Here is a 25590-nt window from a genome sequence, read left to right on the forward strand (position 1 = left end):
GGGGCGGCGACCGGTTCTGGCCACTATGCGTGAGCGCGGTAGATGAGATGACAGGCACCATCGATGCAGGGCCCGCCAGAAAAGTGAGCCCGACTGAACTACTGAACCTGCGGGAACGACTCTGGTCCAAGCGCCTGCGCGGCTGCTCGCTCGTTGCGGAAACCGAGGTCCCGGTCGACCGCAGCGAGCAGGTCGCCGGCGTGCTGGGCCCGCTGTACGCCAAATGGGTCGCGAGCGAGCGTCGGCCTGAGGAGCTTTTCCTGCGATGGCCGGCCTGCTTCGCCGTCGCGATGACAGGCATCGCCGCCCGCTACTACCAGCACGGCACGTTCTGGCCGAAGCTCTGGGAGAAGGTCAGGTACAAGGGTCTGCCCGAGGAGCAAACGATCTGGGGCAAGGGGTTCGCCGTGGCGATCGACTCGCTCGGCATGCCGACGTTCCCGGGCATGCCGATGCCCTACCTCGGGCCGATCCTCATGCACACCGGCATTCCCACCTTCTGCCTTGAGGACTACTTCCGGCTGCTGCTCCAGCGCCGCGCCCAGGACCCGGGCCTGGACGCCGAAGGCTTCCTCTCCTGGGCGACCGCCACCGGACGCGAACAGCGCATCGAGGTGCTGGACGTGCCGGTCCGGCGATTCCTGCAGCACGGCACCGAGTACGCCTACGACTTCGTCGAGCGCAGCTTCGACCTTCTTGACCGGCTGACCCGTCCCGCCCCCGACATCGAGGCCGTCGGCCTGCCCGAGCGCGTGCTGAAGGAGGCGCTCGACCTGTCCGCGCAGGGCAGGCTGGACCTCACGGCACGCTCGCGGCAGCGCGCGTTCGGGCAGCGCCGCTGGGAGCAGCCGCGCATCGCCCTGGACCCCTACGGCCGTGGCGTCGAGGTCGTCCTGCCCGCGGTGGGCGACACGCCGGACGGGCTCGCGGTGTGGCACGTGACGGCCGACGGCGTGACCGCGACCGTCCGCAGCAGGGCGCAATGGGTCGGGGTCGCCGAGGCGGCGCCGTCCACCACCTACCCGCTGACCAAGCCGGTGCTGAGCGTCGCCGTCTCGCTCGCGGGCTGGCACCATCAGGTGGAACGGTCCGTTGTGGACCCCAAGGCGCCGATGCTGGTCTTCGCCGAGGACGGCCGGCGGCTCGCGGACAACCTGCCGCTCCCGCCGGACGCGGTCTGGGTGGTGTACCCCGAGGAACGCGAGCTGCGCGCCGATGGGGAACTGCGGACGGTCATCGAAGGAGAACTGCCGCTGGGCTGGAACGGCTGGCGGCTCGAGCAGGTCTCCCTGGAACACGCCCGATCCCTCGGTCTGGCCGGTCTGCCGGGAAGCGAGCGCCCGGTACGCGGTTACGCCCGGCCCAGGATCATCACCGGCGACCCCGTGCCCGGCATCGCCACGCCGTACGGGTCGGGCGTCCTGGCCCGGCCGCCGGACGTGTGGTTGCCCGGGCAGGCGGGCGCGGACACGACATGGTTCGTGGACGTGCGCCGCAGCGCCACCGGCGAGACCGTCGCTTCGCGCACCCTCACGGCCGACGCGCCCACGGCGGTCCAGGACCTGTGGTCCGACCTGCCAAGACCAGTCCTGGGTGCCTTCGACATCATCGTCCGGGGCCCGCTGGGACGTGGCACGGTCCGATCGGTGTTCGTGGCTGAGGGCCTGCGCGTAACCTACAGCCCTGGCCACCGCCTGTTCACCGCCACTGGGCTCGCCACGGCCCGTGCCGAGCTGAAGGCCGCGGCCGGTGGGCGGGCGATCCCTGAGCGGTTATCCTTCGCGCCCCGGGAGCTCTGCCAGATCGTGGAGTTCCGCACGGAGGGCGAGACGGAGCCGCTCGTCGTCACGCCGCCACACGTCCAGGTGCTCAGGCAACGTACGACGCAGTCCTCCGCCTGGCTCGCCGGCCCGTTGCGGATGGCCACCGAGTCCTTCGCCGACGATCCCGGCACGCTGCTGGTCCGCGTTCCGGGAGCGGGGGCGCTGCCCGCCGTTCAGGTCGTGGTCAGTGGCCGCGTGGTGCAGGAGGTGGAGCCCGGCGGCCAGGCACGGGACGGCGTGGCCCGCTACGAACTGGCCAGGATCGGCGGGACGATCGAGGAGTTCAAGTACGCCGATCTCGCCTTCGGCGCGAGCGAGGTGATCACCCCGCTGGCGTTCGTCCGACCCCGGCAGCTCGCGACGGGACTGGCCCACCACGGTGACCGGATCGTCCTCCGCGACCCGGCGGACGTCGAAGGGCTCGCCGCCGCGGTCTACGCGCTGCGCGCGCCATGGCGGGAGCCCTCCATCGCACCGGTGCGCGACGGGACGGTCGCGCTGCCGCCCGACCTGCACAACGCCGGCCCACTGCTGGTCGTCCTGCAGATCGAGGACCCATGGACGTTCACCGAATGGCCGCGATGGCCTGGGCGATTCCTGGTGGCGGCGGCGGATGGGCACCTCATCTCGGACGATGCCGAGGAGACCGCGCTGTCCCGGTTCCTCGCCGACGCCGGGCCCTTCCCGGAGAAGGTCATCGACCTGGGCCGGCTCTGGTGGATCGTCGAACTCGCCGGCCAGCTCGGGGTGGCCTTCGACGTCCGCAGGCTGGTCGAGCAGTGCTGTCGCCCGTTGCGGGCGCGGCCGGTCGAAGCCCTGTCCCGGCTGGCCGACCTCGGGCTGCCCGCTGACCGCATGACTTCGCTTCTTGTCGCGTCCGGTCTCGCGGCCACGGCCGTACCGGCGCCGGAGAACACCGCGACGGCACTCCGGGTTTGGCCCGTCCTGCCGGCGATGGCGCTGCTGCTGGCCGGGCTGAGCGACCCTGACTGCCTGGCGGCGGCGGAACGGCAGTGCGGGGACGACCTGGCGGTGATCCAGCGGACCGGGGTCGATCCCGACGCCACCGTGGGGAGGTTCGGACCCGAGGTCAAGCGCATGAAGCTCATGACCCCGGAACAGCTGGAGAGCATCTGGCGGGCCGCCAACGTCGTCCCGAAGGCTCTGCTCGACTCTGACACCCGGCTGGTCGCGGCGCGCAGGTTGTTCGACGCCCGGGAGACCGCCGCGGCGACGTCCGTCGCACGGATGGCATCGAAGATCGTCAAGACGGCGCATCAACTCGTCGCGAAGAGCTCTCACCCCGAACTGGCCGGACAGATCCGCAGTCGGGAGAACCCCGACGACCTGGGCGGATGGTACGCGCTGCCAGCCGCGTCGATCGCACTCGCCTGCCTCGCGCGGCTCGCGGCCCGCGGCGACGAGGCGTGCCGATCAGCGGAACAGATGCTCCGCGCCGACTGGGCCCTGCTCGCCACCGCCGCCCCCGACCTCGTCGCCATCGACCTCGTGCTGGCCGAGCTGCTCATCGCCGCCCACGACCCGGAGGACAAGTGAGCACCACCCTCGACGCGCTCGCCACGAGCACGCTGATCATCGAGACCTACCGGCGCTACCTGCGCTCGCTGCTCCCCGTACGGGAACCGCGCATCGCCGCGGCGCTGGCCGAGGAGATCACAGGCAGCCCCATGCTGACGAAGGGGCCGCTGCTGGAGGCCACTCCTCCCTACCAGACCGGCGCCACGCTGGGCGAGCTCATCGACGAGGGGGTGCTCGGCCCGGAGTTCCGCATGCTCACCGGTCCGGAGCTGCCGCTGGACCGGCCGCTGTACCGGCACCAGGAAAACGCCCTGCGGAAGGCGACGAAGGGACGCAACCTCGTCGTCGCCACCGGCACCGGGTCGGGCAAGACCGAGAGCTTCCTGCTGCCGATCCTCGGATCGCTCGCCGCCGAGCAAACCTGCGGCGAACTCGGACCCGGCGTGCGCGCACTGCTGCTCTACCCGATGAACGCCCTCGCCAACGACCAGCTCAAGCGCCTCAGGAAGTTGCTGGGCCACCTCCCGCAGATCACCTTCGGCCGGTACACCGGAGACACGCCTACGAGCGCCCGGGAAGGCGCGGAGAACTTCGAGGCCCTCAACCCAGGTCAGCCACGCCTGCCCAACGAACTGCTCAGCCGCGAGGAGATGCGCGACAACCCCCCGCACCTTCTGCTCACCAACTACGCCATGCTCGAGTACCTGCTGCTCCGCCCGGACGACCTGCACCTGTTCGAGCAGCGCGAGTGGCGGTTCGTCGCCCTAGACGAGGCGCACGTGTACGACGGGGCCAAGGCGGCCGAAGTGGCCATGCTGCTGCGCCGGCTGCACGACCGGGTCGCGCCGGACCGGCCCTTGCAGTGCATCGCCACCAGTGCCACGGTGGGGGACGACCCGGCGGCGGTGACCGACTTCGCCACCAAGCTGTTCGACGTCCCGTTCGAGTGGGTCCCACAGGACGCCTCCCGGCAGGATCTCGTCGGCGCGACGCGCGTGACGATGCCGCAGGGGCCGTTTTGGGGCCCGCTTTCCGCCGACCGCTATCGCACGCTGGCACGGCTCGACGACCCTGAGGCCGAGATCCTCGTGCTGGCCAAGGAACGCGGGTTCGCCGCCGACGACGCGGCCACCGCCCTGGCCCACGAGCATGGCATGGCCGAACTGCGCAGGCGCCTCGCGGCCGGGCCCGAACCGTTCGCGATCTTGTCGCGGCTACTCTTCGAGCCGCACGAGCGTCCGGACGAGGCGCTGGCGGCGCTGGTCGCCATCGGCAGCAAAGTCAAGGACGAGGCCGGCTCACCCGTTCTGTCCGCCCGCTACCACCTGTTCGCCCGGGCCACCGAGGGCGCGTTCACCTGCCTGACGGACTCCGGACCGCATGTCTCCCTCGGACGCCACGAGGTTTGCGAAACGTGTCAGGGCGCGGTGTTCGAGTTCGGAGCCTGCAAGCGGTGTGGCGCCGTCCACCTGCTGGGCGCCGTCCGCCCGCAGAATGGCGAGTACGTGTTCGCTCCCCGGATCAAGCGCGACGAACAACGGGTCTGGCTGCTGCTCGGCGACGCACCCGTCGTGACGGACGAGGACGACGATCTCGAGGACGTGCCGGACGTCACCGGTGACGAGGCGTTCCTCTGCGCCGGCTGCGGAGGGCTGCACACCTCACCACGCATGGTGTGCGGGCGCGGCGGATGCACCGCCACGACACTGTGGCCGGTCCGCCGGCTGAACACCCGGCAGGACTCCCCGTCCGGGTGTCTCGCCTGCGGCGCCCGTGGCACGGCGATGGTCCGCCAGTTCGAGAGCGGCAACGACGCCGCGGTGGCCGTTCTGGCCACAGCGCTCTACCAGGCATTGCCGCCAGCGGGCGACGAGGTGCTGGCCGACCAGCCCGGGGAAGGGCGCAAGCTCCTGTCGTTCAGCGACAGCCGCCAGGCCGCCGCCTTCTTCGCCCCCTACTTCGAATCCAGTTACGCCGGCGTCCAGCGCCGACGGCTGATCCTCGAAGGACTTCAGGCCGCCATCCGCGGCGAGGAAGCGGTGAGCGTCGCGGATCTCACCTACCACGTGGCCAAGGCCGCGGACAGCGCTCATGTCTTCACCCGCCGGATGTCCAGGCAACAACGGGAACGGGCGGTAGCCCTGTGGATCATGCAGGAACTCGTCGCCATGGACGACCGGCAGTCCTTGGAGGGACTCGGTCTCATGCGCGTCGACCTGGACCGTGAACCACGGTGGGCGATGCCGCCGGGGCTGCGGGCACTGGGGCTGTCCGACTCGGAGAGCTGGGCGATGCTCGGTGAACTGCTGCGAACCGTACGCCAGCAAGGCGTGCTCACCATGCCGGAGGACGTCGACCCTCGCGACGAGGCTTTCGACCCCCGGCGCGGGCCCATCTACCTCCGGGAAGACGGCGCGGAACCCGCAAAGAAGGTCCTCAGCTGGCTGCCCACCCGCGGCATGAACCGTCGGCTGGACTACGTCCGGCGCATCCTCGGCAAGCTCGGCTCGCAGGCCGACCCGAAGGACGTCCTGCGGGGCTGCTGGAAGGTGATCACTACTTCACGGGACGGGTGGTTGCCCACCGAGAGCATCCCTCGTCTCGGCACCCTTCGCCAAGTCGACCACACCTGGCTCCAGCTCGCGCCGGTCACACCTGACCGTCCGTTGCACAGGTGCGACCTGTGCCGCCGCGTCACCGCCGTATCGGTGCGCGGCGTCTGCCCCACCCTCGGCTGCCAAGGGGCGCTCGAGCCGTTCACCGTTCCGCCCATCGAGCACGACGACAACCATTACAGGTCCGTCTACCGGTCGATGAGCCCCGTCCCGCTCATCGCACGGGAGCACACCGCCCAGTGGACGAGCATGGAAGCCGCGGACATCCAGCAGAGGTTCCTGCGGGGGGAGGTCAACGTCCTGTCCTGCTCGACCACGTTCGAACTCGGCGTCGACGTCGGTGAACTGCAGTCCGTGGTCCTGCGCAACATGCCGCCGACCACGGCCAACTATGTGCAACGCGCAGGCCGTGCGGGGCGGCGTACGGACTCGGCCGCGCTCGTGGTCACCTACGCGCAGCGGCGCTCGCACGACCTGTCCCGCTACCAGGACCCGATCTCGATGATCGCCGGTGAGGTACGCGCCCCGTACGTTCCGCTGGGGAACGAGCGCATCGACCGGCGGCACGCGCACTCCATCGCGCTGGCGGCGTTCTTCCGGCACGCGAAGAACGTCATGGGCTCCACGTGGTCGACGGCCGGGGAGTTCTTTCTCGCCGACGAGGGTGACGTACCCGCGTCCCAGGTTCGAGGATTCCTGACACCGGTTCCGCCCGACGTCATGGATTCTCTGCTCCGAGTGCTGCCACCCGAAGTGCAGCAGGAGATCGGGGTCACCACGGGCGCGTGGGTGAAAGAGCTGTGCGGCCTGCTGGAAGAGGTCAGAGAGCAGCTCGCGCAGGACGTGGACATCTTCCGGCAGCGCCGCCGCGAGGCGTTCGACGCAGGCAAGGATCACCTCGTCAACCGATACGCGAAAACGATCAACACGCTGACGAGGCGCAACCTGCTCGGCTACCTGGCCAACCGCAATGTGCTGCCCAAGTACGGATTCCCCGTCGACACGGTGGAACTACGTACGGCCTACTCGGGCGAGCCGGTCGGTGCGAAGCTGGAGCTCACCCGCGACCTGTCCGCGGCGATCTACGAGTACGCCCCGGGCTCGGAGGTCGTGGCGGGCGGACTACTCTGGCGGTCCGGCGGTGTCTACCGATTGCCCGGCCGTGAGCTGATCGGCAAGCACTACCTCATCTGTGATCACTGCCAGCACTATTGGGAGGGCGACGAGCAACTCGATCCGGTCTGCCCTTCCTGCTCCACTTTCGCGCGCAACGCCGCACGACAGTACTACGAGCCCGAGTTCGGCTTCGTCGCCGAGTCCAAGCCCGCCAAGCCGAGCACGACGCCACCCAAGCGCAGTTGGAACGGCGCAACGCACGTGCTGTCGCTGGCCGCCGAGGTGGAGGAGACGGTGTGGAAGGCGGCGGGCGGTGCGATGATCTGGAGCCGGGCCGGCACCCGAGGCCGTCTAATCGCCCTATCCGAAGGGCCGAACGGAGCCGGTTACCTCATCTGTGACTACTGTGGCGCCGGAGTGCCAGTGGCCCGGCGTGCACCCAAGACGCACACCCACCTGCTGCGCGGCACAGAATGCGCTGGCCCGTTGCGTCGGAGATCACTCGCCCATCCCTACGAGACCGACATCCTGGACCTCACGTTCAACCATCTCGCGATGCCGCTCGCAGCCACGACCGCGAGCTGGTATTCCGTGCTGTACGCGCTGCTGGAAGGCGCCGCAGAACGCCTCGAACTCAGCCGTGACGACATCGGCGGCACCCTGTACTCCCGATCGGGCGGCCAGATCAGCCTGGTCCTGTTCGATGCGGTCCCCGGCGGCGCAGGCAGCGTACTGCGCATCGCCCGCGCCCTCGACGGCGTCGTACAGGCCGCGTACCACCGGGTGTCGGACTGCGACTGCGGCGAGGAGACCTCCTGCTACGGCTGCCTGCGCAGCTTCCACAATCAGGCCCACCACGACGTCCTCAGCCGCATGGCCGCCATCGCCGCCCTTCAGCCACTGATGGAGGGTAGTGGCCTTGCGGCCGATCACCGCTGACCCCAGAGTCAGCCGTCTCCCATCTGCGGATTTGATCGTACCTGATCGTGGCGAGCCCCATCGGTGGATGGCATGGCGCATCGATCCCCATCTGGAATTTGTGGAGGTACCTGTGACGGCGTTCAGCGGTGGCAACCGATGGGTGGGTGTCGTGGCCTTAGCGGAGCCGCCCGTACCCACGCCTCTACACAAAATCGCGGCCTTTCGCCGAGCGATTAAGCGACTGGAGCGGATCAGGGTCTCGCCTCAGCTTGAAATCTCCAGACGACGGTTCTGTCGAATTCTTCAGCAGCTGGCCGAAGGGCACGCACTGGCTGACAACATTGGGCGAGCAGCTTACTATCTATCCCTTGCGAATGCCGTCAACCGCGAAGGAGCAGCGCACCGGCAACTGCCGAACTGGGTGCTCAACGATGTCGCCCATCATCTCAACAGAGAGGTGGCCAGGCCACACCCCATGGCCATGGGAGTACACAAGTCGAAGAGGATCGCATCGGCAGGGCATCCTGAGTGGAGGAAGAACCCGGCTCTAACACGGTCGTTGCCGCCAGGTGCCACACGAAAGCAGGAGCCTCCGCGGACACGAGAGTTCGTGGTCATCGACAATTCTGATCTCCCTTGCCTGGGTGATCCCGGCCAGTGGGCCGACGGCATCCCGTTAAGCGAGGGTCTTGTGAAGTTCTTGGCTCAACTCGGCTGGGACGCGCGCATCGATACGGTCAGATCTCGATGGCTGCGCATCGCATGCATGCACGCCAGCTACATCTATGAGAACGAACGCGCATTGTCCATCGGAGTAAACTCCAGGCTCCTGAAGTCATTTGAGGAGGTTGGAAAGCGTTGGATCACTCTAGCGCTTCTCGACTGCTATGTGGCCGAGTGCCAGCCGAAAACGCGAGGTGCACAGAGTTCTGCTCTGAATGATCTGAAATCGACGGGCAACCGAGTTATTGACGACTGCATGGAATTGGCTGATGCGGTAATTCTCGGCAAAGGGGAGTCCGCGACGAGTGGAAACCACTTCAGTAGGGCGAGGTCTGTCACGGTCCGGCAGGTCCTTGGCGTTGTCGCTCTGCTGGGCGGAGTTGAGGCCATTCGTCAACTCTGCCAATCGAGTTATGTGAAGGTAAGGGCTGCTCTAAGTCGGCCTCGAGAATGGCGGACGCTTCTTGAAGGACAAACTCGCAAGGAGCCTTGCTCTTGGAGTTTCTCGGAAGAAGGACCGGCTCACAACAGGATGTTCACAGCCTGCGTCCAGGATGATGCTGGACGATATGCCGAGGGGGTCGGCCGAGGGAAGAAGGAGGCGGCGCAAAAGGCGGCCGAGAACTTCCTGCGCAGATATCTCCCTGCGGTTGTCGCGCGGCAGGAGCGTGATACGTGGGCCGTATCGGCGCCGCGGCCCCCACTGATCTATCGAAATGCTCCGGCCGGACACCGGCAGGCAGTACGCGACCTGCGGCAACTCTTCGACCTGCCCGTCGGAAGCGAGCCTTGGCTGTGTCAGGCACTGACGCACAGTTCCTGGGCGTACGAGAACAAAGTAATGGTTGCCGATGCACGGCAACGAGATAACGGCCTGCTGGCACACCATGGCTCTTTCGTCATGGATTCGCTCTGTACCCACGAACATGTATTGAGACTGGCTGCCACAAACCTCCGGCCGAACGAAGATGAAGCGCGGATGGGGACGCCGGACAATTACTTCTGTCAAGAATTGTTCGACAGGCTGGCTGTTGGTGGGGGCGTTCTCCTGAGTAAGGGGCAGGCCGATAACCCGGATATCGCAAAGGCGGATGTGGCTCAGGCCGTTCTGGCTGCCGCTTGGCGTCATCGGCGAACGCATCTCATGGATACTCGTCCTGCAGAACTGCATGAGTGGCTGGGACGCTTTGCGCCTGTCCATGACGGCTATACAAAGCTCGTCAATATGGGCGCGCCTTATGGTGTCGAAGTCGACTCGATCGCATATGAGTCTGGCCCGGACCATGAACGCCGTTATGCGGTGGATCTCATCTTCAAGTCACATGGAGCCGAATTCACCTTGGAGTGTGATTACCGTCGGGCGAGCAAGTCTCAAGCGAAAGCACGGTCGGCCGGCGCTGTCGTTGACCTGCTGCGTACCTATCAAGATTATCCGGCTGATCTTGACGGGGACGAAAAACGTTTCATCTCCTACTATGTGGGGAGCCAGATAGCCAATGCGGCTGCGGTGGAAGACCGCAACCTGCAGCGCTGTGTGCTCCAAGGGCACCTAGGCCTATCCGCGCTGATCAGCGGCGAGATGAGGGCTTTTCGGCGATGGGCGGGGGTGACCAGCGACATCGTTGCCGCTGCTCAACAAGCGGACCTGAAGAACTTGCAGAGTCTATATGCGCGATGTATCTCTCAATTCCAACGTCGCTCTCTTCCGATGACCGCAAATCGAATAGCCGCATTTGTGGTGTGGTTGGAGGCGTTGGACCGAGAACTCGAGGTGGAGGAGTTCGCTCCGCTCTCGTACCTGGCGGAATTTTCCCGTTGCGTCATCCCCGACGAGGCGGTCGACCTCTCGACGGTGGTGGCGACGAGCGCGGGCTCGCGTTATCCGAATACCGAAGAAAAATTCGACCCCGGCGCCATTTTTCTCGCACCCATTCAGGCCACAATTGTCGCAATGCTCCTTACCGCGACGGCCAGATGGTCAACGTCTGCCACTGCCATCGACCTTGGTGGGACGGAAGATGGGGCGCTTGTCCTCGTACATGGCCTGACGGACGGCTTCGAGGAATGCATGGGTCCCCTGGCCGAACTTCTTGCAGAGCTTTCACCGTCGGTGACCTGCTATCTGAATCCAGGAGACCTTCTAATTAGGATGACATCAGAGGAACCAAGTGACGAAGCAGAGGTCACGTCCATTGAGCGAGCCGCTCGTGCAGCGCTCGACAGCGCTTCTGAGGCGCGGCATGTGCTCACTATCCTGCGGCGGCATGTTTCTCCTATCGTTGAGCAGATCCGAGTCTTCGAGACGGCTCGGACGGCCAGTGAAACCGACGATCGTACTGATCGTTATCGATATCTCTCAGATGCCAGTGAGGCGCTGGACGCCATGTCTCCTCACGTAAATGCACTGAAACGCCTTGCGAACAGTTTGGCGGATCAGTGAGCTTTTTCCTCCTGCTTCGCGCAGGTCGGCTCGTCAAAGCCACGGCATTCACACAGGTAACGCTGCGTAAGAGGGCCTATTCAGCCGCTCTGCCACCGTGGAGTGTTCATGGGCACGCCGTCATGGTCGAGCGGACGAGCACCAAGATTGGCCAGCATCACGTTGGTGGTGTGGTCGACGGAGTGGAATACGGTGCCGCGCATTCCGCGGGTGGCAAGCACCCTGTAGGTGTTGCGGACCAGAAAGTCGAAGTCGAGCGCGTTCTCGACCGCACTGTCGCGGTTCTGGCTGATGTCGGCCCGCCAGCCTCCGTCGCGCCAGACCAGGTCCGGGCCGAAAATGACGCCGGCCCAGGCGTACTCGAAGCCCTGTGCGGTGTAGATGCAGCCGATCTGGCCGTGACCGCCAGGGTGTGTCGCCCAGAGCGTGTGCGGTGGCTTGTCGCCGACCCACTCGTCTCCCTTGACGTTCCACGGCCGGTTCCAGCCGTTGATACGGACGTTGTCGGCGAGCGTGCCATTTCGAGGGAATGTCCAGGGCCAGCAGAAGCCAGCCGCGATACGGGCGCTGCTGTTGGTCTCGGCGGCGCGCTTGTTGAGGAACTTCTCCATAGCCTCTGGGGTGGAGGCGACGTACAACTCGTAGTTCGCCAGCGGCCGCCACCGGCGCGGCGGTTCTCCGGCCACCAGCCCGAGCAGCTGTTCGACCCAGCGGATGTACTCCGGATCGCCGCCGCAACGGAACTGGCTGCGCAGGTCGATTCGCAGGACCTCGTGCTTCATCTCCTTGGCCGCGTTCTCGATCAGCTGGATGGTGCCGTCTTCGCCAGGGCGTACCACCTGATGCTCGTCCAGCAGGAAGACCGGTACGTCCGCAGCCTGGATGAGCTGCTTGACCTGGGACGGGCCTGCGCCGGAAGCCTGACGCCTGAGCCGGTGCGCCTCGTCGGCGATGAGCACGTCCAGCTTCGAGCGAAGGGTTTCGAAGCTGTTGAAGTACCGGAAAATGCGCCTGGCGCGCGTATCCTGGCCGGCGTACTCCCAAAGCGTGCGGGTGAAGGATCGGCTGCCGGTGGCATGCGCGACTTTCAGCCCATCCTTGCTACACATGGCCAACAGCTCCAAGGCGATCACGCTCTTGCCGGTGCCGGGGCCGCCTACGATCAGCACGACCCGCTTGTTGCCCCGGCGGCTCGCCGCCAACTGGGCCTTGACGTACTCGACGGCTTTGCGCTGCTCGTCCAGCAGGGGGAAGACGGAGCGTCCGCGCACGCTCTTGTGAACAGCGGTCATCAGGCTCTCAGTCGGTGACACGCGGGCGGACAGCAGGTCGTGAGCATGCTCGAGTGCCATTTCGCCCGAGAGGGTCTTCGTGAGCATGGCCGCGAACCGTTCACGTTCCTCCGGTGCCTGTCCGTACATCTGCGTGCGCTTCGCCCCGCCCTCTAGTTCCTGGCTGTCGCCCTGGATCGTCTCGAGGACCGCGGCGGGCATATTATGCAGGTTGACCAGGCTCATCACCTTGGCGGTCCGCAGCATCGGCACGAAGTCGCGCAGAACCTGCCGGTACCCGTCAGCCTGGACGGCCGGGTGCAAGCGTGGGTTGCGGCTAGGCGCGTTCGGCACGTGCACCATCTGCGTGCCGCGCACCGGCCGGACCTGCGACCACTGTTTGTTCTCCACCACTATGACGCAGAGCTCACCGGTCTGGCGCTCGCTTCCGACCAAGACGATGTCCATGCGTTCGTTGCAGATCGGCGCGGTCAGCTCGACCAGCACCTGCACGTCTTGCAGGCCGGCGCTGATCAGCACATCGACGACAGTGGGGATGCTGCCGCCCCACGAGGCGCTCTCGCTCTCTCTCGGCTTCGCTCCGTGTAGCGCAACGAAGCGTCGGCGCAGCTCCTCCACGAGATGACCTTGGGCGATGATCTCGGCTAGTTCACCGGCACTGCCCTGGTACAGACAACGCAACGCCACGAGAGCGCTCCTTCGGAACGACGGCCGACGCACAGTCAGCAGACGGACGGGGGCGAAGGGTGGTGCGAGCCGTACTGTAGCGATCATTGCCGACAGATCCGGACAGATCAGGGCAGTGCCCATGCGCAGACATTAAACTGGCGTATCCACTGGCCAAACCGCGAACCCGCCTATCTCCCCTGAAGAGGTGGGCGGAGGGACACCTGCCTGCGATCAGGCGGCCGTCACAATGACCCTGTGGTTCAGCAAGCATGTACGCCAAGATCGTCGGCAGGGTGGAGCCGCCCGGCCAGCCCTCGGAGTTCACCAAGGTCGGGGAGACGTCGCGAAACCTCGGTGCGGAGATGACAACGATTTTCGGACACACGCTAACGGCGCTCGCCCGAAAGGCGAGGGGCACGCGCGTGCACGGTGAAGTTCTCAATTCCATGGCCGTGGCAGGATCTTTGTGACTGATAAGTGGTGTTCTGGCCCGTAGCGAAGGCAGACTGGCGGAAGGTGCCCGTTGATCGACGATATGAGGCGCTTGTCCGGCTTTGAGGCGCGACTGGTGGCGCTCGCCGACGAGCATGGGTTCACCTCGGGTAAGGCTCCGACGCTCTACTACGCCGAACTCGAACACCGCGGCCGTGCCACCGTCATCTACCTGGACCGCCAGAAGACCGCGCTTGACGCCATCGCTGTGTTCGTGTCGCCTGACAGTGACCTCCCACCACTGCGCGAGGTCCCCGGGCTTACCATCCCCACGGGGTTCCGGCACGGCTCGGGAATGACCAGATTCCCCAGGCGCATGCATCGGGGAAAGGCGTCCATTCCCTACGGATATCTGATCCGGTGTGCCGACCTTGGCGCATACAGTCGCCTGCTCGACCACCTGGCCGCGTCGGCGTCTCCGTAAGTCAAACGGTTCCTCCAGGACACCAGGCGCCAGCCCCTGGAAGGCCCCGGCAGGAGTTCGGTGAGCCCGAGACCTCACTGATCGTCGCGGCCCCATGAATCGGGCGAATAAAGGCCGCCGCCGCAGGAGCCCGTCATCTCACCGTGCCGGCCGGTGGGCCGGCTTGCCGTTCCGCTATGGGCGGACCCCGTGCGGGAGGCGTCCTGGCTTGGCACGATGACGGGATGAACGGGGAGATCAGCGTGCGGCGGCTCGACCTGGGGTACTTCATCCGGCCCGAGTCGGAGACCGGCGGGGCGGGGCCGCGGGTGGAGCCGGTGCTCGCCTATTTGGTGCGGCACGACAACGGGGTGATCCTGTTCGACACCGGGATCGGTGCGGCGGATGCCGGGACCGAGGCGCACTATCGCCCGCGGCGGCGCCCGTTGCGGGACGCGCTGGGGGACGCTGGGGTGAGCGCCGATGACATCGCGCTGGTCGCGAACTGCCATCTGCACTTCGACCACTGCGGCGGCAACCCCATGCTGAGCGGCACGCCCATCCTGGTCCAGGACTCCGAATTGGCCACGGCCCGCCGCGGCGACTACACCGTGGACGCACTCGTCGACTTCGCCGGTGCGACCTACGAGGAGCTCGCGGGGGAGACCGAGGTCTGGCCCGGCGTCTGGATCATCCCCACCCCGGGGCACACCGAGGGTCACCAGTCACTCGTCCTCCAGCGTCCTGACGGGAGCGTGGTCCTCGCCGGCCAGGCCCACGACTTCGCGTCCCATTTCGCGTCCGACCACCTGGCCCGCCAGGCGGCACTCCACAGTGCGGCGGACTCGCTGCCTTCGTATCGGTCCTGGCTGGAACGCCTCGCCGACTTCGACCCGCGCCGCGTACTCTTCGCCCACGACTGCTCGATCTGGGAACCCGCGCACATCGACTTCTGAGCGCCGGGCGCCGTCGTCCAGGTGTGGGTTCACCCGACGAAGGATCGCGGCGCGCCCGCAAGCTCTCGCTCAGCAGCGTCGGCTCCTTCCAGTTGCGCAAGTACCACTTCCTGCAGTTGTGGTGCGACGACCAGGATCTGCGCGGCCGGGCCGTCGCCGAACGAGCCCTCGGCATGGCACGCCTGAGCGAGGTGCGCACCCAGGATGATCTCATCGAGCGCATCGGAGTACTGGCGGACCGGCTGGAGGTGAAGCCCCCTTCCGTCGCCGACCTTCGCGTCTATGCGACGACGAACGGCCTCCACGACCACCTCAGCCACCTGGACGCCCTGGCGTGAAGTGGTGGCCGCATGGATGACGGTGAAAGCCCGCCGGTCGGCGGTCGGGTGCGATCACATCAGGTTCAGCGCCAGGCCGCACACGAGCGTGGTGAGCAGGATGGTCGTGGCGAGGGTGCGGAGGCGTGCGCCGAGGGACGGGCGCAGGAAGATCACCAGGACGAGAGCAAGCGCGAGGCCGGCCCAGTCCTGCCATGGATAGCCCCACTCGACCGCCACACAGCACTCGCCATCTGCCGAGTCCCACCACAGGGACAGGACGGCGGGGACAGTCTGCCCCTGGACGAGCGCTGACATGGCCAGGTCTCCGCCGAGACCATCACGGCGGGTGAGGTGGGCCAGCACCACCCCGGCCGACGGGAGCACCAGGGACCACAGCAGGTACAGGGCGATCCCGGAGGCGTCGCCCGCGGGTGGGTACGGAGGGGGGACGTCCCTCACCAGGTCGATCACGGTCATGGCGACGGAGGCGCCGAGCGCCAGGAGCGGTCCCGCCGCCACCGCCTGGCGGATCCCGGAGGCGACCCGCCCGCAGGCGACGGCCGCTGCGAAGTAGGCGAAACGAAAGAAGAACGACTCCGCGCCGAGGTACACCTGGGAGAGGTCCCCGGAGCGCTGGTGCAGCAGTCCCGCGAGACTCCCGAGAGCAACGCCGATGAGCCCCGCCAAGAGCGGGGGAGCGGCCCGGTGAGAGGTGGGTGACCTCGGGAGCCGATTCACGTGACCACGTGCATTCGGGTGTTCCACCCCAGCTCCGCCCTTCGCCGCATCCGCACCAGCATACATACCAAGATCACACAAAGCCCCTCTGGAATCTTGGCAATCTTGAAAAAAGATGCGATATGCCGCAAAACAACATAATTACGACTTTCATAATAAAATCACCTATGGGCGCTGTGATTCACTTGGGCGGCAATTAGCCAGTTAGGCCCTCCTTGCTGTGGAGCCCCCCCATGCGCCTCCCGCTCGTCAGACGTGCCGCCCTTGTGAGTCCCGTACTCGCGCTGTCGTTCCTGGCCGGTTCATTCTTCCCCGCAGACGCCGCTCTGGTGACTCCCGTCCCGGTCTTCACCGATGACCCGTACGCGAATGCCACCCCTCCCGACTACAAGTTGAGCTACGCCCTGAACCAGGCCCTGACCCGAGCTCAGGCCAACCCCGATGCCTACGCCACCCCTTACGTCAGCGCCGGCGTGGTCATCGCCCCCGTGACCACGGCGGACGTGGTGCAGGAGGCCGGCCGGCCGCTGGTCCTGCCGCCTCAGCTCACCCCGCCGGACGACGGCACGGCGGACCTGGGATCGGTCCCCCCGCCGCAGGACAAGGAGAGCGTCCCGGCCGCGGCCCCCGCGGCGCGGACCACGGCGAGCGGAGCCGATGCGACGGTCGCGCAGAAGAAGGCGGAGGCGGCGGCCCCGCAGGCGGTCGTCGGCGACCCGTGGCTCGTCTACCCCAAGGTGAAGATGGTCGGCTACAGCGCGAACCGGCTCGAAGCGATCAAGGATGAGATCATCGCGCTGCCCTCCGCCGACCTGCCCGGGGTCGACCAGGTGACCAACACCTACGTCCAGGTGGAACAGGACCGGGTCGTGGTGGAGGCCACCCAGGCATCTCTGGAGTTCCGTACTGCTCTGGCGAGCCGCTACGGCACCGACGCCGTCGCCGTCCGGCTCGTCGCCGACCCGGGCCCCGACGAGCCCAGTGGCCGACTGAACGACACGAGCGTGGGCGGATTCTACGGCGGCGCCAGCATCGAGAACTGCACGAACGCCTTCTCCTGGCGCTACAGCGGCTACCAGGCCATGCTCACCGCGGGACACTGCACCTCGCTGAACGGATCGGTCTACACACCCGCCGAGTACATGGGCACGGTGGTGAAGGACACCTGGGCCAACAGTTCCGGCACCGTATTCATCGACGGGCAGAGCACCTACCACGGCGACGTGTCCCTGATCAAGCTGAGCGGCAGCAAGACGAGCGCCGCACGTATCTACGTCGGCTCGAAGAGTTCCTCCTCCAGCCGTGCGGTGGCGGGAATGTGGTCGCGGCGGGCCGGTAACGGGGACCAGTACTGCACCGGTGGCAAGGCCGCGGGCGAACTGTGCGGCTGGAAGGTCAATGCCGTCAAGATCAATGTGCGCTACAGCAGCGGCACCTACGCCAGGAACCTGATCCGCGGCACCAAGCAGGGCCAGTGCATCATCAAGGGCGACTCCGGCGGCCCGGTCTACACGGTGAACTCGGCCGGCAAGGTCGTCGCCAAGGGGGTCAACAGCGGCTCCGGCGGTGGCGGCTCCGACAACTGGGGCGGCGCACTCGACCCGTGCAGGCACTACTTCACTGACATCTATGAGGCCTACTACGGCTTCCCCGGCGTCATCGCAACGAGCTGAACCGCGTGAGCAAGGCCCGGGCTGCCGAGGGACATCGGCCGTCCGGGCTTCGTCGGCTCTCCGCATATCCTCCGGATCAACCTGCTGAACGGGCGGCGCCGCCTCTCACGGTTGCTGAGGGACGCCACGGACTGGGAAGCAGATGCCGCATGGCCGAAAGCCGGCCGCCTCGGCCTGCCCTCGATTCGGAAAGCGGAGCACGTCGTGCAGGGCGTATCCCTGCGCCTCGCCGCCGGACCGGCCCGCCTGTAGCCCCCAGCAGTCCTCGGTCACGTGATAGGCGTCGCCTGCCCCGGTGCCGATCAGCTCACCCATCGGCCGGTCCTCCCTAGGGTACGGTCGAGCACGTCGTCAGCGAGCGAGGGCAGGACCGGGAGGTACAGCGATCGGCAAGCCGATTACCGCCGAAACGGAACCGTCTCGATTCAACCAGCCTAGGTGCTTACGGTCATGATGAATTGACAGATGGTGATGGCGGTGTCGATCTGAGCTGCTTCCGTGACGCGCCGCAGAGTCCAGTGGATCAAGGTCGAGGGAGTGGTAGGACGAGTCGGGAGTGTGTCGCAGGTCATCGGTGGCCGGCGCGGGTCGAGTGAGGCCGCGGCCTTGGCGCGCGGGCGTCAGCTGTTCGGTTGCCAGGGTGGGGTCTGGCCCCAGTGCCAGTGGGGGACGTCGGCCGCGTTCACGGGAGGCGGGTTCTCGCCCGAGTAGATCAAGGCCATGCGCGTGCCCCACTCGATGTAGTAGGTGAACACCGCGCGGAACTCCGGGTCGGTTGGCAGGCCGACCTCGTCGGCGGAGTCCTGCAAAAGGTCGACCCAGCGGCGGCGCTGTGCCTCGGTGATGCCGCGGCCCAGGTGCATGCGCGCCATGTGCGGGTGGCCGCCGCGTTCGGCGGAGTAGGTCGAGGGACCCCCGAAGACCTCTGCGAGCCACATGGCGACGTGCCGCGGGTGGTGCTCGTCCATGCCGGCGAAGACGGGGGCGAGGAGCGGGTCCTTCATGACGTGGCCGTAGAAGACCTCGGTGAGGCGGTTCAGCGCCTCCTCGCCGCCCATCCATTGGTAGATGGTCGGCACGCCGGACGCGGGCTCGTTCACATGCTGCTCGGTCACGGCTTCTCCTGTTCCGCGGCCTTGCCGGGGCCGGTGACGTCGGTGAGAAGGTAGGTGCTGCGTCTCCATTCCGCCTGCCGATAGTCATCGGGGTGACCGCACATGAGGCCGACGGGCTCGCACCTCTCGCACGGCGAGGGGCACAGTGATGTAATCATGTAAGCAAGAGTCGTCGCAAGCTTGCTGCGGGTAAGTGGTGAACCGGCGGATGGCTTGGCCCAGACCGTCGGCTGATACAGGTGGATCGGCGGGCAGTGGGTGACCAAGGCGCTGACGCCGGCGTGGTGGTCGCTGAGACTGGAGGGGACCACTCTCCATGGAAGTCGTGTCGACGACCCGTTGTGTCGTGTAGCTCGTGGCTCGGGTTGGGCGGGGAGAGTCCGTGATTATTGATCCGGCTTTGGATCATCTTGTTTATGCAGGGCCGGACCTGGCGGCGGCGGTGGCGCGGGTCGCGGAGGTGACGGGGGTGCGGCCGGTCGAAGGTGGGCCGCATCCGGGACTCGGCACGCGCAACTTCCTGCTCGGGCTCGGCGGCCGGGCCTACCTGGAGATCATCGGTCCCGATACCGGTCGGCCGGCTCCCGAGCGGCCTCGTCCATTCGGGATCGATGAGCTGACCGCACCGGCGTTGGTCGGGTGGGCCCTCGGGGTCGAGCCCGGTGGACTGGACGAGCGGGTGGCGAGGGCGAGGCGGGCGGGGTACGACCCGGGCGAGCCTGCCGCCATGTCGCGGCGCAGGCCGGACGGCACCCTGCTCGCCTGGCGGCTCACCCCGCTGCGGAGCGGGCCGCTGCCCTTCCTCATCGATTGGGGGACCACCGCCCATCCCTCCGTCGGACTCCCGGTCGTGCCGCTGAGGTCGCTGGCGATCATCCATCCCGCACCAGAGACGATCCGGCCGGCGCTGGCCGCACTGGGGGCGGCCGTCACCACTCGGGCAGGCGAAACTCCGGCACTGCTGGCGGAGATCGGTGTAGACGGTCGCGCCTTCACCCTGAACTGACCAGGCTCATCGGCGAGGGGCTCACTGTGCTGTCACTTGCCCCGGCGCGGCACCACGGTCCTGTTCACGCCGTTCGCCGGAAGTGTGTACCTCCGGTCACGGGGCCGCACGGTAAGGCGGATATACCGCCCACCCGTAAGGCGGGTACAAGACCGCCGGTAGGGGGCGTACAAGTCCACCGGTAGGGCGAGAGCGCCGGCTATTGGGTAAGGCGAATGCGCGGGCTCTTCGCTACGACGAACGCGCCGGCTGCCCGGTAAGGCGAGTGCACCGGCTCATCGGTACGGGGCGCCGAGGGGCGTGGCTTCCGTCAGAATCGGGAGCGGATCGCTCAGAGCGTGGGCGGGTGCACGATGCCATTCAGCAGGCGATCGCGCAGAGAACCGGAGAAACCCGCAGAACCGGAGAAGAGGTGAGACGGGCGTGCCGTCCGCGTCCGAGAGTGGGGAAGGTCAGCCCGCCGGAGTGCCGCCGGGGGCCGGGGGCGGCGTGTGGCGGGCGTGCCGGATGGCGGGGCGGTTGTACGTGCCTCTGCTGTTCGTCTCGGTGGTCACCGTGGGCCTGGCGGGGCTCGTGGACGTGGCCGTGCTGGCGTGGGTCACCGTGCCGGGCGGATCGGTGGTCAACGGGGTGCCCGTTCCCGGCGGTGGCTCGGCCGCGACGCCGGTACTGCTCGGATCGGCCGTCGCCGGGACGATGGTCGCGGGGGTGGCCGCCATCATCGCGGGCTGCCGCCTGGTGGTCGCGGGGATCGAAGGACAGCCGGTGTCGGTCGCGTGGGCGCTACGCGGGCTGGTCCACCGGGCCGGCGCGCTGCTGCTTCTGTCGGCGATCCTGTTCGCGGCGATGGCGGTCGTCGTGGTCCCTTTCGCGGTGACAGGGGTGTACGCCGGTACCGCCGTAGGTCTGCTGGTTGCGGTGGGTCCGTTCCTGCTGGTGTGCCGGGTGCTGCTCGCGATCCCCGTCCTGGGGGCGCGCCCGGTCGGGGCGGTGGCGGCCACGGTGCGGGCGGTGCGGCTCGCCCGTGCGGATCACCTCGCGACCGTCGTGCATCTGGGGATGGTGCCGGTGGTCTCGGCGCTGGCGTGGCTGCCGTCCTGGACGGTCCGCTCGCTGTTCGCCGGTGGTCCGGCGGTGGTCGCGGGCAACGTGGCGGCCGTCGTCCTGGGGACGCTGCTGGCACCGGTGCAGGCGGCGTTGCTCGCGGGCTGTTACACCCACCTGTGCCGGCGTGCCGGTCAGGAGGCGTTGCAGATGCCGGTGCCCGAGCGGGTGACGCCACGTCGCCACGGCAAAGCGGCTGCCGTCGTGACGGTGGTGGGGGTGCTGGTGCCGGGGGCGCTCTACGGTGTCCTCCTGCTCGGCGATCCGCTGGGCCTTCCGACGGCCACACTCGTCGCCGTGCCCGCCGGGCGGGAGGAGCCGGCGCCGCCGCGCGTCGTCTTCGGCGCGCATGGCGCCCCGACCATCGCCGGTGTCGAGCCGCTGGCCTGTGAGGATGTGCGATGCGGAGCTTGGCATACGGTCGGAATCGACGAGAAGCGGCGGCTTGTGGACCTGCGTGGCACCAATGTGGTGCCCGGAAGTGACGGCATCGTCCGCATCGTCCCGTGGGTCGGCGACGGGACGGACATGACCCTCCAGCTGGTTCCTTGCCCTCGCCCTCGTTGCGGCGATCTGCTCCAGGGGCGGCGCCTCGCCTCGGCGTCGTACGAAGGGATTTCCGCTTACAGCGCCGTGGCCGCCGGCTCCCCCGCGCCGGTGATCGCATCGGTGGTCCGGCCCAAGGGGACAGGGGGCCCGTCGCCCGATGCCGAGAAGTCGTTGAAGGCGCTCCGCGACTCGGCGTCCGCGTCTCCGTCTCCCTCCTTGGCCCTGTCTCAGGCTGACGGGCGACGGGACGGCGCTCGGCCGTCTCCTGGCGCGACTCGGGACGAACATGCCTCCTCGGGCGAGGCGGGTCGCGATCACGTCTTTCTGTCGTGGGTCCAGAAGAAGGACGACTCGTCGACGGTCCAGCTCACTTTGTGCGATAGCCCGGCATGCGTCTCGCCGCGAACGGTCAGCATGTTCCGGGCGGTCGCCGACATCGTCTACCACGACCGTCCGTTGGCTGTGGCCGTGGGGACCACAGGCCGGGCCGTGGTCGCTCACTTCGACAGGGAACGCGGGCTGATCACCGTGGCGGTCTGCGGGTCGGTGTCCTGCGCCGACCACACGGTCCAGACGTTGGGCCCGCTACCCGACGACTGGGCTGTCTCATACGACTACGTCCGGCTGGCCCTCGCGGTCAGGCGTGACGGCCGGCCGGTGCTCGTGTACAACGATGCGGAGTCCGGCGCTGCGCGGATTCTGACCTGCGCGACGGCTACCTGCTCCGGGACGCCGAAGGTCACGGAGTTGCGGCGCCTGGCGCCGCTGCGGGGGTTCGGGTTCGCGCTGGACGACCGCGACCGGCCGCTGATCGCCGGCTACTCCCGCGAGGACGACCGGGTCACCCTTCTCGCCTGCGCGGACGACGGATGCGACGACGTACGCGAGGCTCCGCTCCTGCGGGCGGCCGAGCTCGGCCCGCTGGAACTCGCGATCGGACCCGACCGGCTGCCGCGCATCGTCTGGGGCGCGGCAGGCGAATACCACATCCTCACCTGTGACCGCCCGCGCTGTGGCCTTTAGACCGTTCGCGGCGTCCGTCTCAGGATCGGCGGGCTCGGTGGCGGCGGACGGCGTCGCGGTTGGAGCAGCGGGGGGAGCAGTAACGCTGAGTGCCGCCTCTGGACACGTCCACGTACACCCGGTCGCAGCCTTTCCGGGCGCAGCGGCCGAGCCTGGACATTCCCCGGCCGGTCAGGTGGAGTGCGGTCCCCACGGCGACCAGGGCCTGTAGCACTTGTCCGAGCGGCAGGCCGTTGTCGCGGTAGTGCAGGTGCCAGCCGCTCCCGCCGTGGTCGGTCAGGCGGGGGTGCGCGGTCGCCGTCGCGAGCAGGCGGTTCACCAGCTCCGCTCGCCGCCGGTCGTCGACGGCGTCGACGATCTCCGTCCACTGCTCGATGAGGTCCAGCGTGCGGGTGAGGTCTTTCTCGTCCGTCGGCATGTCCACCACGAGACCGGCGTCCAGACATCGTTCGACCAGTTCGTGGAGGGAGCCGGGCGGGAGGTTGGCCAGGTCGGCCATGAGGCACACGGCGTCCTGCCCGTAAGGGTTGAGATGCACAATGCCATTACATCACGCTGGTCTCATGAACGACCATGGCGAGCACACGTGGCGGACCCGTTCTCATCACCACACCAGCGAAGGTTCGGTGTACTACCAGTTCTGCCACTGCGGGCTATGGCGCGTCGTCGCCAGGCCCTCACCGCCCCTGGCGGAGGCGGCCGGGTGGCCGATCCTCCGCCAGGTAGGGCGGAACAGCAGCTCAGACCATCGGTCCGGCGGGTCAGAACGTCGGAACGGCACGTAGGGACGCCGGAACACCGGGACACGTCCGGAACACGGGAACGCCGGAGCGCCGGTAGGTCTGGAACGTGGAGACGCCGGGGCGGCTCGCGGGTGTCACCCTGTTGTGCAGAGGCTTCCGTTCAGTCGGAAGGCCAGGGGGGGCGGGTTGTCTCCGGCGTGGGTGCCGTTGAAGCCGATCCGCAGGGTCTGGCCGGGCTGAATGGTCTTGTTCCAGGCGAGGTTGGTCGCCGAGACGGCCATGCCCGACTGGATCCAGGTGGCCGACCAGCCCGAGGTCAGGTGCTGGGCGGTGAGGGTGAAGCCGAAGGTCAGCCGCCAGCCGTCGATCGGGGTGCTGCCGGTGTTCTTGATGGCGACGTCGGTGGTGAAGCCGGTCTGCCAGCTTCTCGGCGTGTAGGTGATCTCGCAGCCCACGGGCGTCACCGTCGGCGTCGACGAGGGAGTGACGGAGGGGGTCACCGAAGGCGTCACCGAGGGGCTCGGCGAGGAGGACGGGGGGTAGGTGACGGCGTTGGACGGGTCGCTCAGGTTTCCGGCCTCGCCGACGACCACGACCTGGAAGGTGACGGTGGGCTCGCTGCCGAGGCGCACCAAGGTGCGCGGAAGCCTGCTGTATCCCGCGTACGTCCATTCGGTGGACGACCGGCGGAACGCGTTGACGAGCTCCTGGGGTGTGCCCCCCGAGGTGGCCCATGTCAGCATCACGTTGGCCGCATCGGGCCCGGGCAGGACGCGCAGGTCGTAGGGCGTGGGCGGGGTCGTCGGCCATGGGCTCGGGCTCGGGTTCGGTGGCTCGGTCATGGCCGTGCCCTTGGCCAGCAGGCTCGGCACGCTCTTGTTGCCGGCGGAGTCCACGGCGACGACGTAGAACAGGTAGTCGCGCCCGGGGGTGAGGTCGTACACCTGGGCGGCGACCTCGGTGGCCGAGGAGGTGACACGCGACGAGGCGCGGCTGAAGGTCCCGACCGTCGGGTTGCTGTAGGACCAGGCGTAGACCTCGTACCCGGTGACCGCGACGTCATCGGTCGACGGCGTCCAGGTGAGGCCGACCACGCCGCTGAGGTAGACGGGCCGTGAGGCGAGCCCGCCGGGTGTGCTGGGCGGGGTGGTGTCGGCGGCGACCGCGCCTGCCCGCGTGCCGAGGACGGCGCCGGAGGCGGGCATCGGGCCCGCGCCGAGCACGGCCGCCGTGGCGGCGGCCGCGACGCATCCGATCAGAAAAGCGCGGAGAGCGGGCCCACGAGGACGGGAGAAGGGCATGGCGAGCCTCTCGTCGGGCGGACAGGACCGGCGCGGACCTGGCCGCGGTGTGCCGGTCAGGACCGGGCGAGCCTGACCGCGACATACCGGTCAGGAGCGAGTGGTGCTGTCGGACGTGCGGGCGACGCCGGTGGGCCGTCGGCCGTCGGGACATCGGATCGGCTCCGTGAGCAGGCGTGCGCCTGACGGCCGGTCGTCGCATCGACTCCCCCGAGCGGGACGGCGGATCACGCCGTCCGTCACGATCCTGCGCCCGCCCCGAGGGCTTGGTCCATCGTCCGGTCGGTGCTGGGCACACCGGGGCAGGTCAGAGGCGGTACGCGCCGCCGGGACGATGAAAGTTTCCTACTTGGTCTCACCTAATCATGAAGCCGTCCGGTTCTCTGCGGCCCTTGACCGGTACGGGGCAAGGGCGCCGCGACCACGTTCGGCGATGACCCCAAGGTGCTGGGTCGGGGCGATCTGCACGCGGCCGGGCCGTCGCGGCGTCCTGGGAGAACGCGGCCGACTGAGAAACGCGGTTACTGGGGACACGCGGCCGAGCCCGGCCTCCGCTGATGGGAACCGGGCTCGGGCGCGAAGGGAAGGTCAGTACTGGCGGTGCTCGTCGGTCGCGCGGTTACTGGGGTTGTAGGTGCAGTAGAAGGTGCCGCCGAACGTGTTGTGGTCGTACGCCGCGGTCTTCTTGCACTCGTTGCAGTCCCAGAAGGATTGGATGAAGCTGCTGTTTGGCCGGGCGGAGGTCGGCAGGTTGCACGAGTTGGCCTGGATCCGTGCCGTCGAACTCGTCCGCGCGGCCGACGCGGTGGAGGCCGACACCGGCGTGGGCGCGACGAACAGAGCGGTGGCCGTGAGAGCCGCCGCGGCGGCGGCCGCTCCCGTGAGCCGTCGGCGAGTAGCGGTGCGCATGGCATTCCTCCTGTGGTTGCGATGACCGGACTGTGGTTCCGGACGACCGAAGTCGACCTTGGTCACGAGCCTGTCGAGGCCCGGAGGAATCCACAAAGCCTTTCGGTCCTCGCCGAAACA

General features: G+C 67.8%; 17 protein-coding genes. 10 read left to right on the top strand and 7 right to left on the bottom strand.

Annotation, left to right across the window (positions count from 1 at the left end; all coding sequences use genetic code 11):
- The first annotated feature begins 83 nt into the window (after positions 1-83).
- From ACWEN6_RS07885 to ACWEN6_RS07895, 3 genes are all read left to right on the top strand, one after another.
- A complete protein-coding gene (locus ACWEN6_RS07885; protein WP_452569499.1) occupies positions 84-3380 on the top strand; it encodes a hypothetical protein in 3297 nt (1098 codons plus the stop codon).
- Positions 3377-8032, top strand: a complete 4656-nt coding sequence (locus tag ACWEN6_RS07890; protein ID WP_452569500.1) for a DEAD/DEAH box helicase — start codon at positions 3377-3379, stop codon at positions 8030-8032. The genes ACWEN6_RS07885 and ACWEN6_RS07890 overlap by 4 nt, the downstream gene beginning before the upstream one ends.
- A 67-nt stretch (positions 8033-8099) precedes the next feature.
- Entirely contained in the window at positions 8100-11177 is a 3078-nt protein-coding gene (locus ACWEN6_RS07895; protein ID WP_452569501.1) for a putative dsRNA-binding protein, read from the top strand.
- Between the two features lie 80 nt (positions 11178-11257).
- Here the strand turns inward: ACWEN6_RS07895 and ACWEN6_RS07900 are convergent, their stop codons facing one another.
- A complete protein-coding gene (locus tag ACWEN6_RS07900) occupies positions 11258-13279 on the bottom strand; it encodes a DUF2075 domain-containing protein (RefSeq protein ID WP_452569502.1) in 2022 nt (673 codons plus the stop codon).
- A 128-nt stretch (positions 13280-13407) separates the two neighbouring features.
- On the opposite strand from ACWEN6_RS07900, the gene ACWEN6_RS07905 reads away from it, so the two are divergent.
- The 4 genes from ACWEN6_RS07905 to ACWEN6_RS07920 all read left to right on the top strand — a co-directional run bounded on the left by ACWEN6_RS07905 (position 13408) and on the right by ACWEN6_RS07920 (position 15327).
- Positions 13408-13608, top strand: a complete 201-nt coding sequence (locus tag ACWEN6_RS07905; RefSeq protein WP_452569503.1) for a hypothetical protein — start codon at positions 13408-13410, stop codon at positions 13606-13608.
- 53 nt (positions 13609-13661) lie between these two features.
- Positions 13662-14054, top strand: coding sequence for a hypothetical protein (locus ACWEN6_RS07910; RefSeq protein ID WP_452569504.1), 393 nt, complete (start codon positions 13662-13664; stop codon positions 14052-14054).
- Positions 14055-14278: 224 nt separating this feature from the next.
- Positions 14279-14989 carry an N-acyl homoserine lactonase family protein gene (locus tag ACWEN6_RS07915; protein WP_452569505.1) on the top strand — a complete coding sequence of 237 codons (711 nt, stop codon included), beginning with the start codon at positions 14279-14281 and terminating at the stop codon, positions 14987-14989.
- A 23-nt stretch (positions 14990-15012) separates the two neighbouring features.
- The gene (locus tag ACWEN6_RS07920; protein ID WP_452569506.1) at positions 15013-15327 is read left to right on the top strand and encodes a hypothetical protein; all 315 of its coding nucleotides are present in this window, start codon (positions 15013-15015) and stop codon (positions 15325-15327) included.
- A gap of 54 nt (positions 15328-15381) precedes the next feature.
- On the opposite strand, the gene ACWEN6_RS07925 is transcribed toward ACWEN6_RS07920, so the two are convergent.
- The gene (locus tag ACWEN6_RS07925; RefSeq protein WP_452569507.1) at positions 15382-15996 is read right to left on the bottom strand and encodes a hypothetical protein; all 615 of its coding nucleotides are present in this window, start codon (positions 15994-15996) and stop codon (positions 15382-15384) included.
- Positions 15997-16313: 317 nt separating this feature from the next.
- On the opposite strand from ACWEN6_RS07925, the gene ACWEN6_RS07930 reads away from it, so the two are divergent.
- Complete coding sequence (locus tag ACWEN6_RS07930; RefSeq protein WP_354834398.1) at positions 16314-17720, top strand: trypsin-like serine protease; 1407 nt, start codon at positions 16314-16316, stop codon at positions 17718-17720.
- Between the two features lie 105 nt (positions 17721-17825).
- Here ACWEN6_RS07930 and ACWEN6_RS07935 read toward each other — a convergent pair whose 3' ends face one another.
- Positions 17826-18035, bottom strand: a complete 210-nt coding sequence (locus ACWEN6_RS07935) for a hypothetical protein (RefSeq protein ID WP_452569508.1) — start codon at positions 18033-18035, stop codon at positions 17826-17828.
- Positions 18036-18340: 305 nt separating this feature from the next.
- A complete protein-coding gene (locus ACWEN6_RS07940) occupies positions 18341-18835 on the bottom strand; it encodes a group II truncated hemoglobin (protein WP_452569509.1) in 495 nt (164 codons plus the stop codon).
- Between the two features lie 400 nt (positions 18836-19235).
- On the opposite strand from ACWEN6_RS07940, the gene ACWEN6_RS07945 reads away from it, so the two are divergent.
- Complete coding sequence (locus ACWEN6_RS07945) at positions 19236-19841, top strand: VOC family protein (RefSeq protein WP_452569510.1); 606 nt, start codon at positions 19236-19238, stop codon at positions 19839-19841.
- Between the two features lie 579 nt (positions 19842-20420).
- A complete protein-coding gene (locus tag ACWEN6_RS07950; RefSeq protein WP_452569511.1) occupies positions 20421-22517 on the top strand; it encodes a hypothetical protein in 2097 nt (698 codons plus the stop codon).
- A gap of 19 nt (positions 22518-22536) precedes the next feature.
- Here the strand turns inward: ACWEN6_RS07950 and ACWEN6_RS07955 are convergent, their stop codons facing one another.
- The 3 genes from ACWEN6_RS07955 to ACWEN6_RS07965 form a co-directional block, all read right to left on the bottom strand.
- A complete protein-coding gene (locus ACWEN6_RS07955) occupies positions 22537-23055 on the bottom strand; it encodes a CGNR zinc finger domain-containing protein (RefSeq protein WP_452569512.1) in 519 nt (172 codons plus the stop codon).
- Between the two features lie 339 nt (positions 23056-23394).
- Complete coding sequence (locus ACWEN6_RS07960; RefSeq protein ID WP_452569513.1) at positions 23395-24561, bottom strand: cellulose binding domain-containing protein; 1167 nt, start codon at positions 24559-24561, stop codon at positions 23395-23397.
- Between the two features lie 588 nt (positions 24562-25149).
- Complete coding sequence (locus tag ACWEN6_RS07965; RefSeq protein WP_354834377.1) at positions 25150-25470, bottom strand: hypothetical protein; 321 nt, start codon at positions 25468-25470, stop codon at positions 25150-25152.
- Between the last annotated feature and the right edge of the window lie 120 nt (positions 25471-25590).

The organism is Sphaerisporangium sp. NPDC004334 (genome assembly GCF_053602655.1).

Bases quoted from the DNA above. Each gene is read 5' to 3' on its own strand.
- ACWEN6_RS07895 (WP_452569501.1), top strand. From the start codon at position 8,100: ATGGCATGGCGCATCGATCCCCATCTGGAATTTGTGGAGGTACCTGTG.
- ACWEN6_RS07900 (WP_452569502.1), bottom strand. From the start codon at position 13,279: ATGGGCACTGCCCTGATCTGTCCGGATCTGTCGGCAATGATCGCTACA.
- ACWEN6_RS07905 (WP_452569503.1), top strand. From the start codon at position 13,408: ATGTACGCCAAGATCGTCGGCAGGGTGGAGCCGCCCGGCCAGCCCTCG.
- ACWEN6_RS07915 (WP_452569505.1), top strand. From the start codon at position 14,279: ATGAACGGGGAGATCAGCGTGCGGCGGCTCGACCTGGGGTACTTCATC.
- ACWEN6_RS07935 (WP_452569508.1), bottom strand. From the start codon at position 18,035: ATGGGTGAGCTGATCGGCACCGGGGCAGGCGACGCCTATCACGTGACC.
- ACWEN6_RS07960 (WP_452569513.1), bottom strand. From the start codon at position 24,561: ATGCCCTTCTCCCGTCCTCGTGGGCCCGCTCTCCGCGCTTTTCTGATC.
- ACWEN6_RS07965 (WP_354834377.1), bottom strand. From the start codon at position 25,470: ATGCGCACCGCTACTCGCCGACGGCTCACGGGAGCGGCCGCCGCCGCG.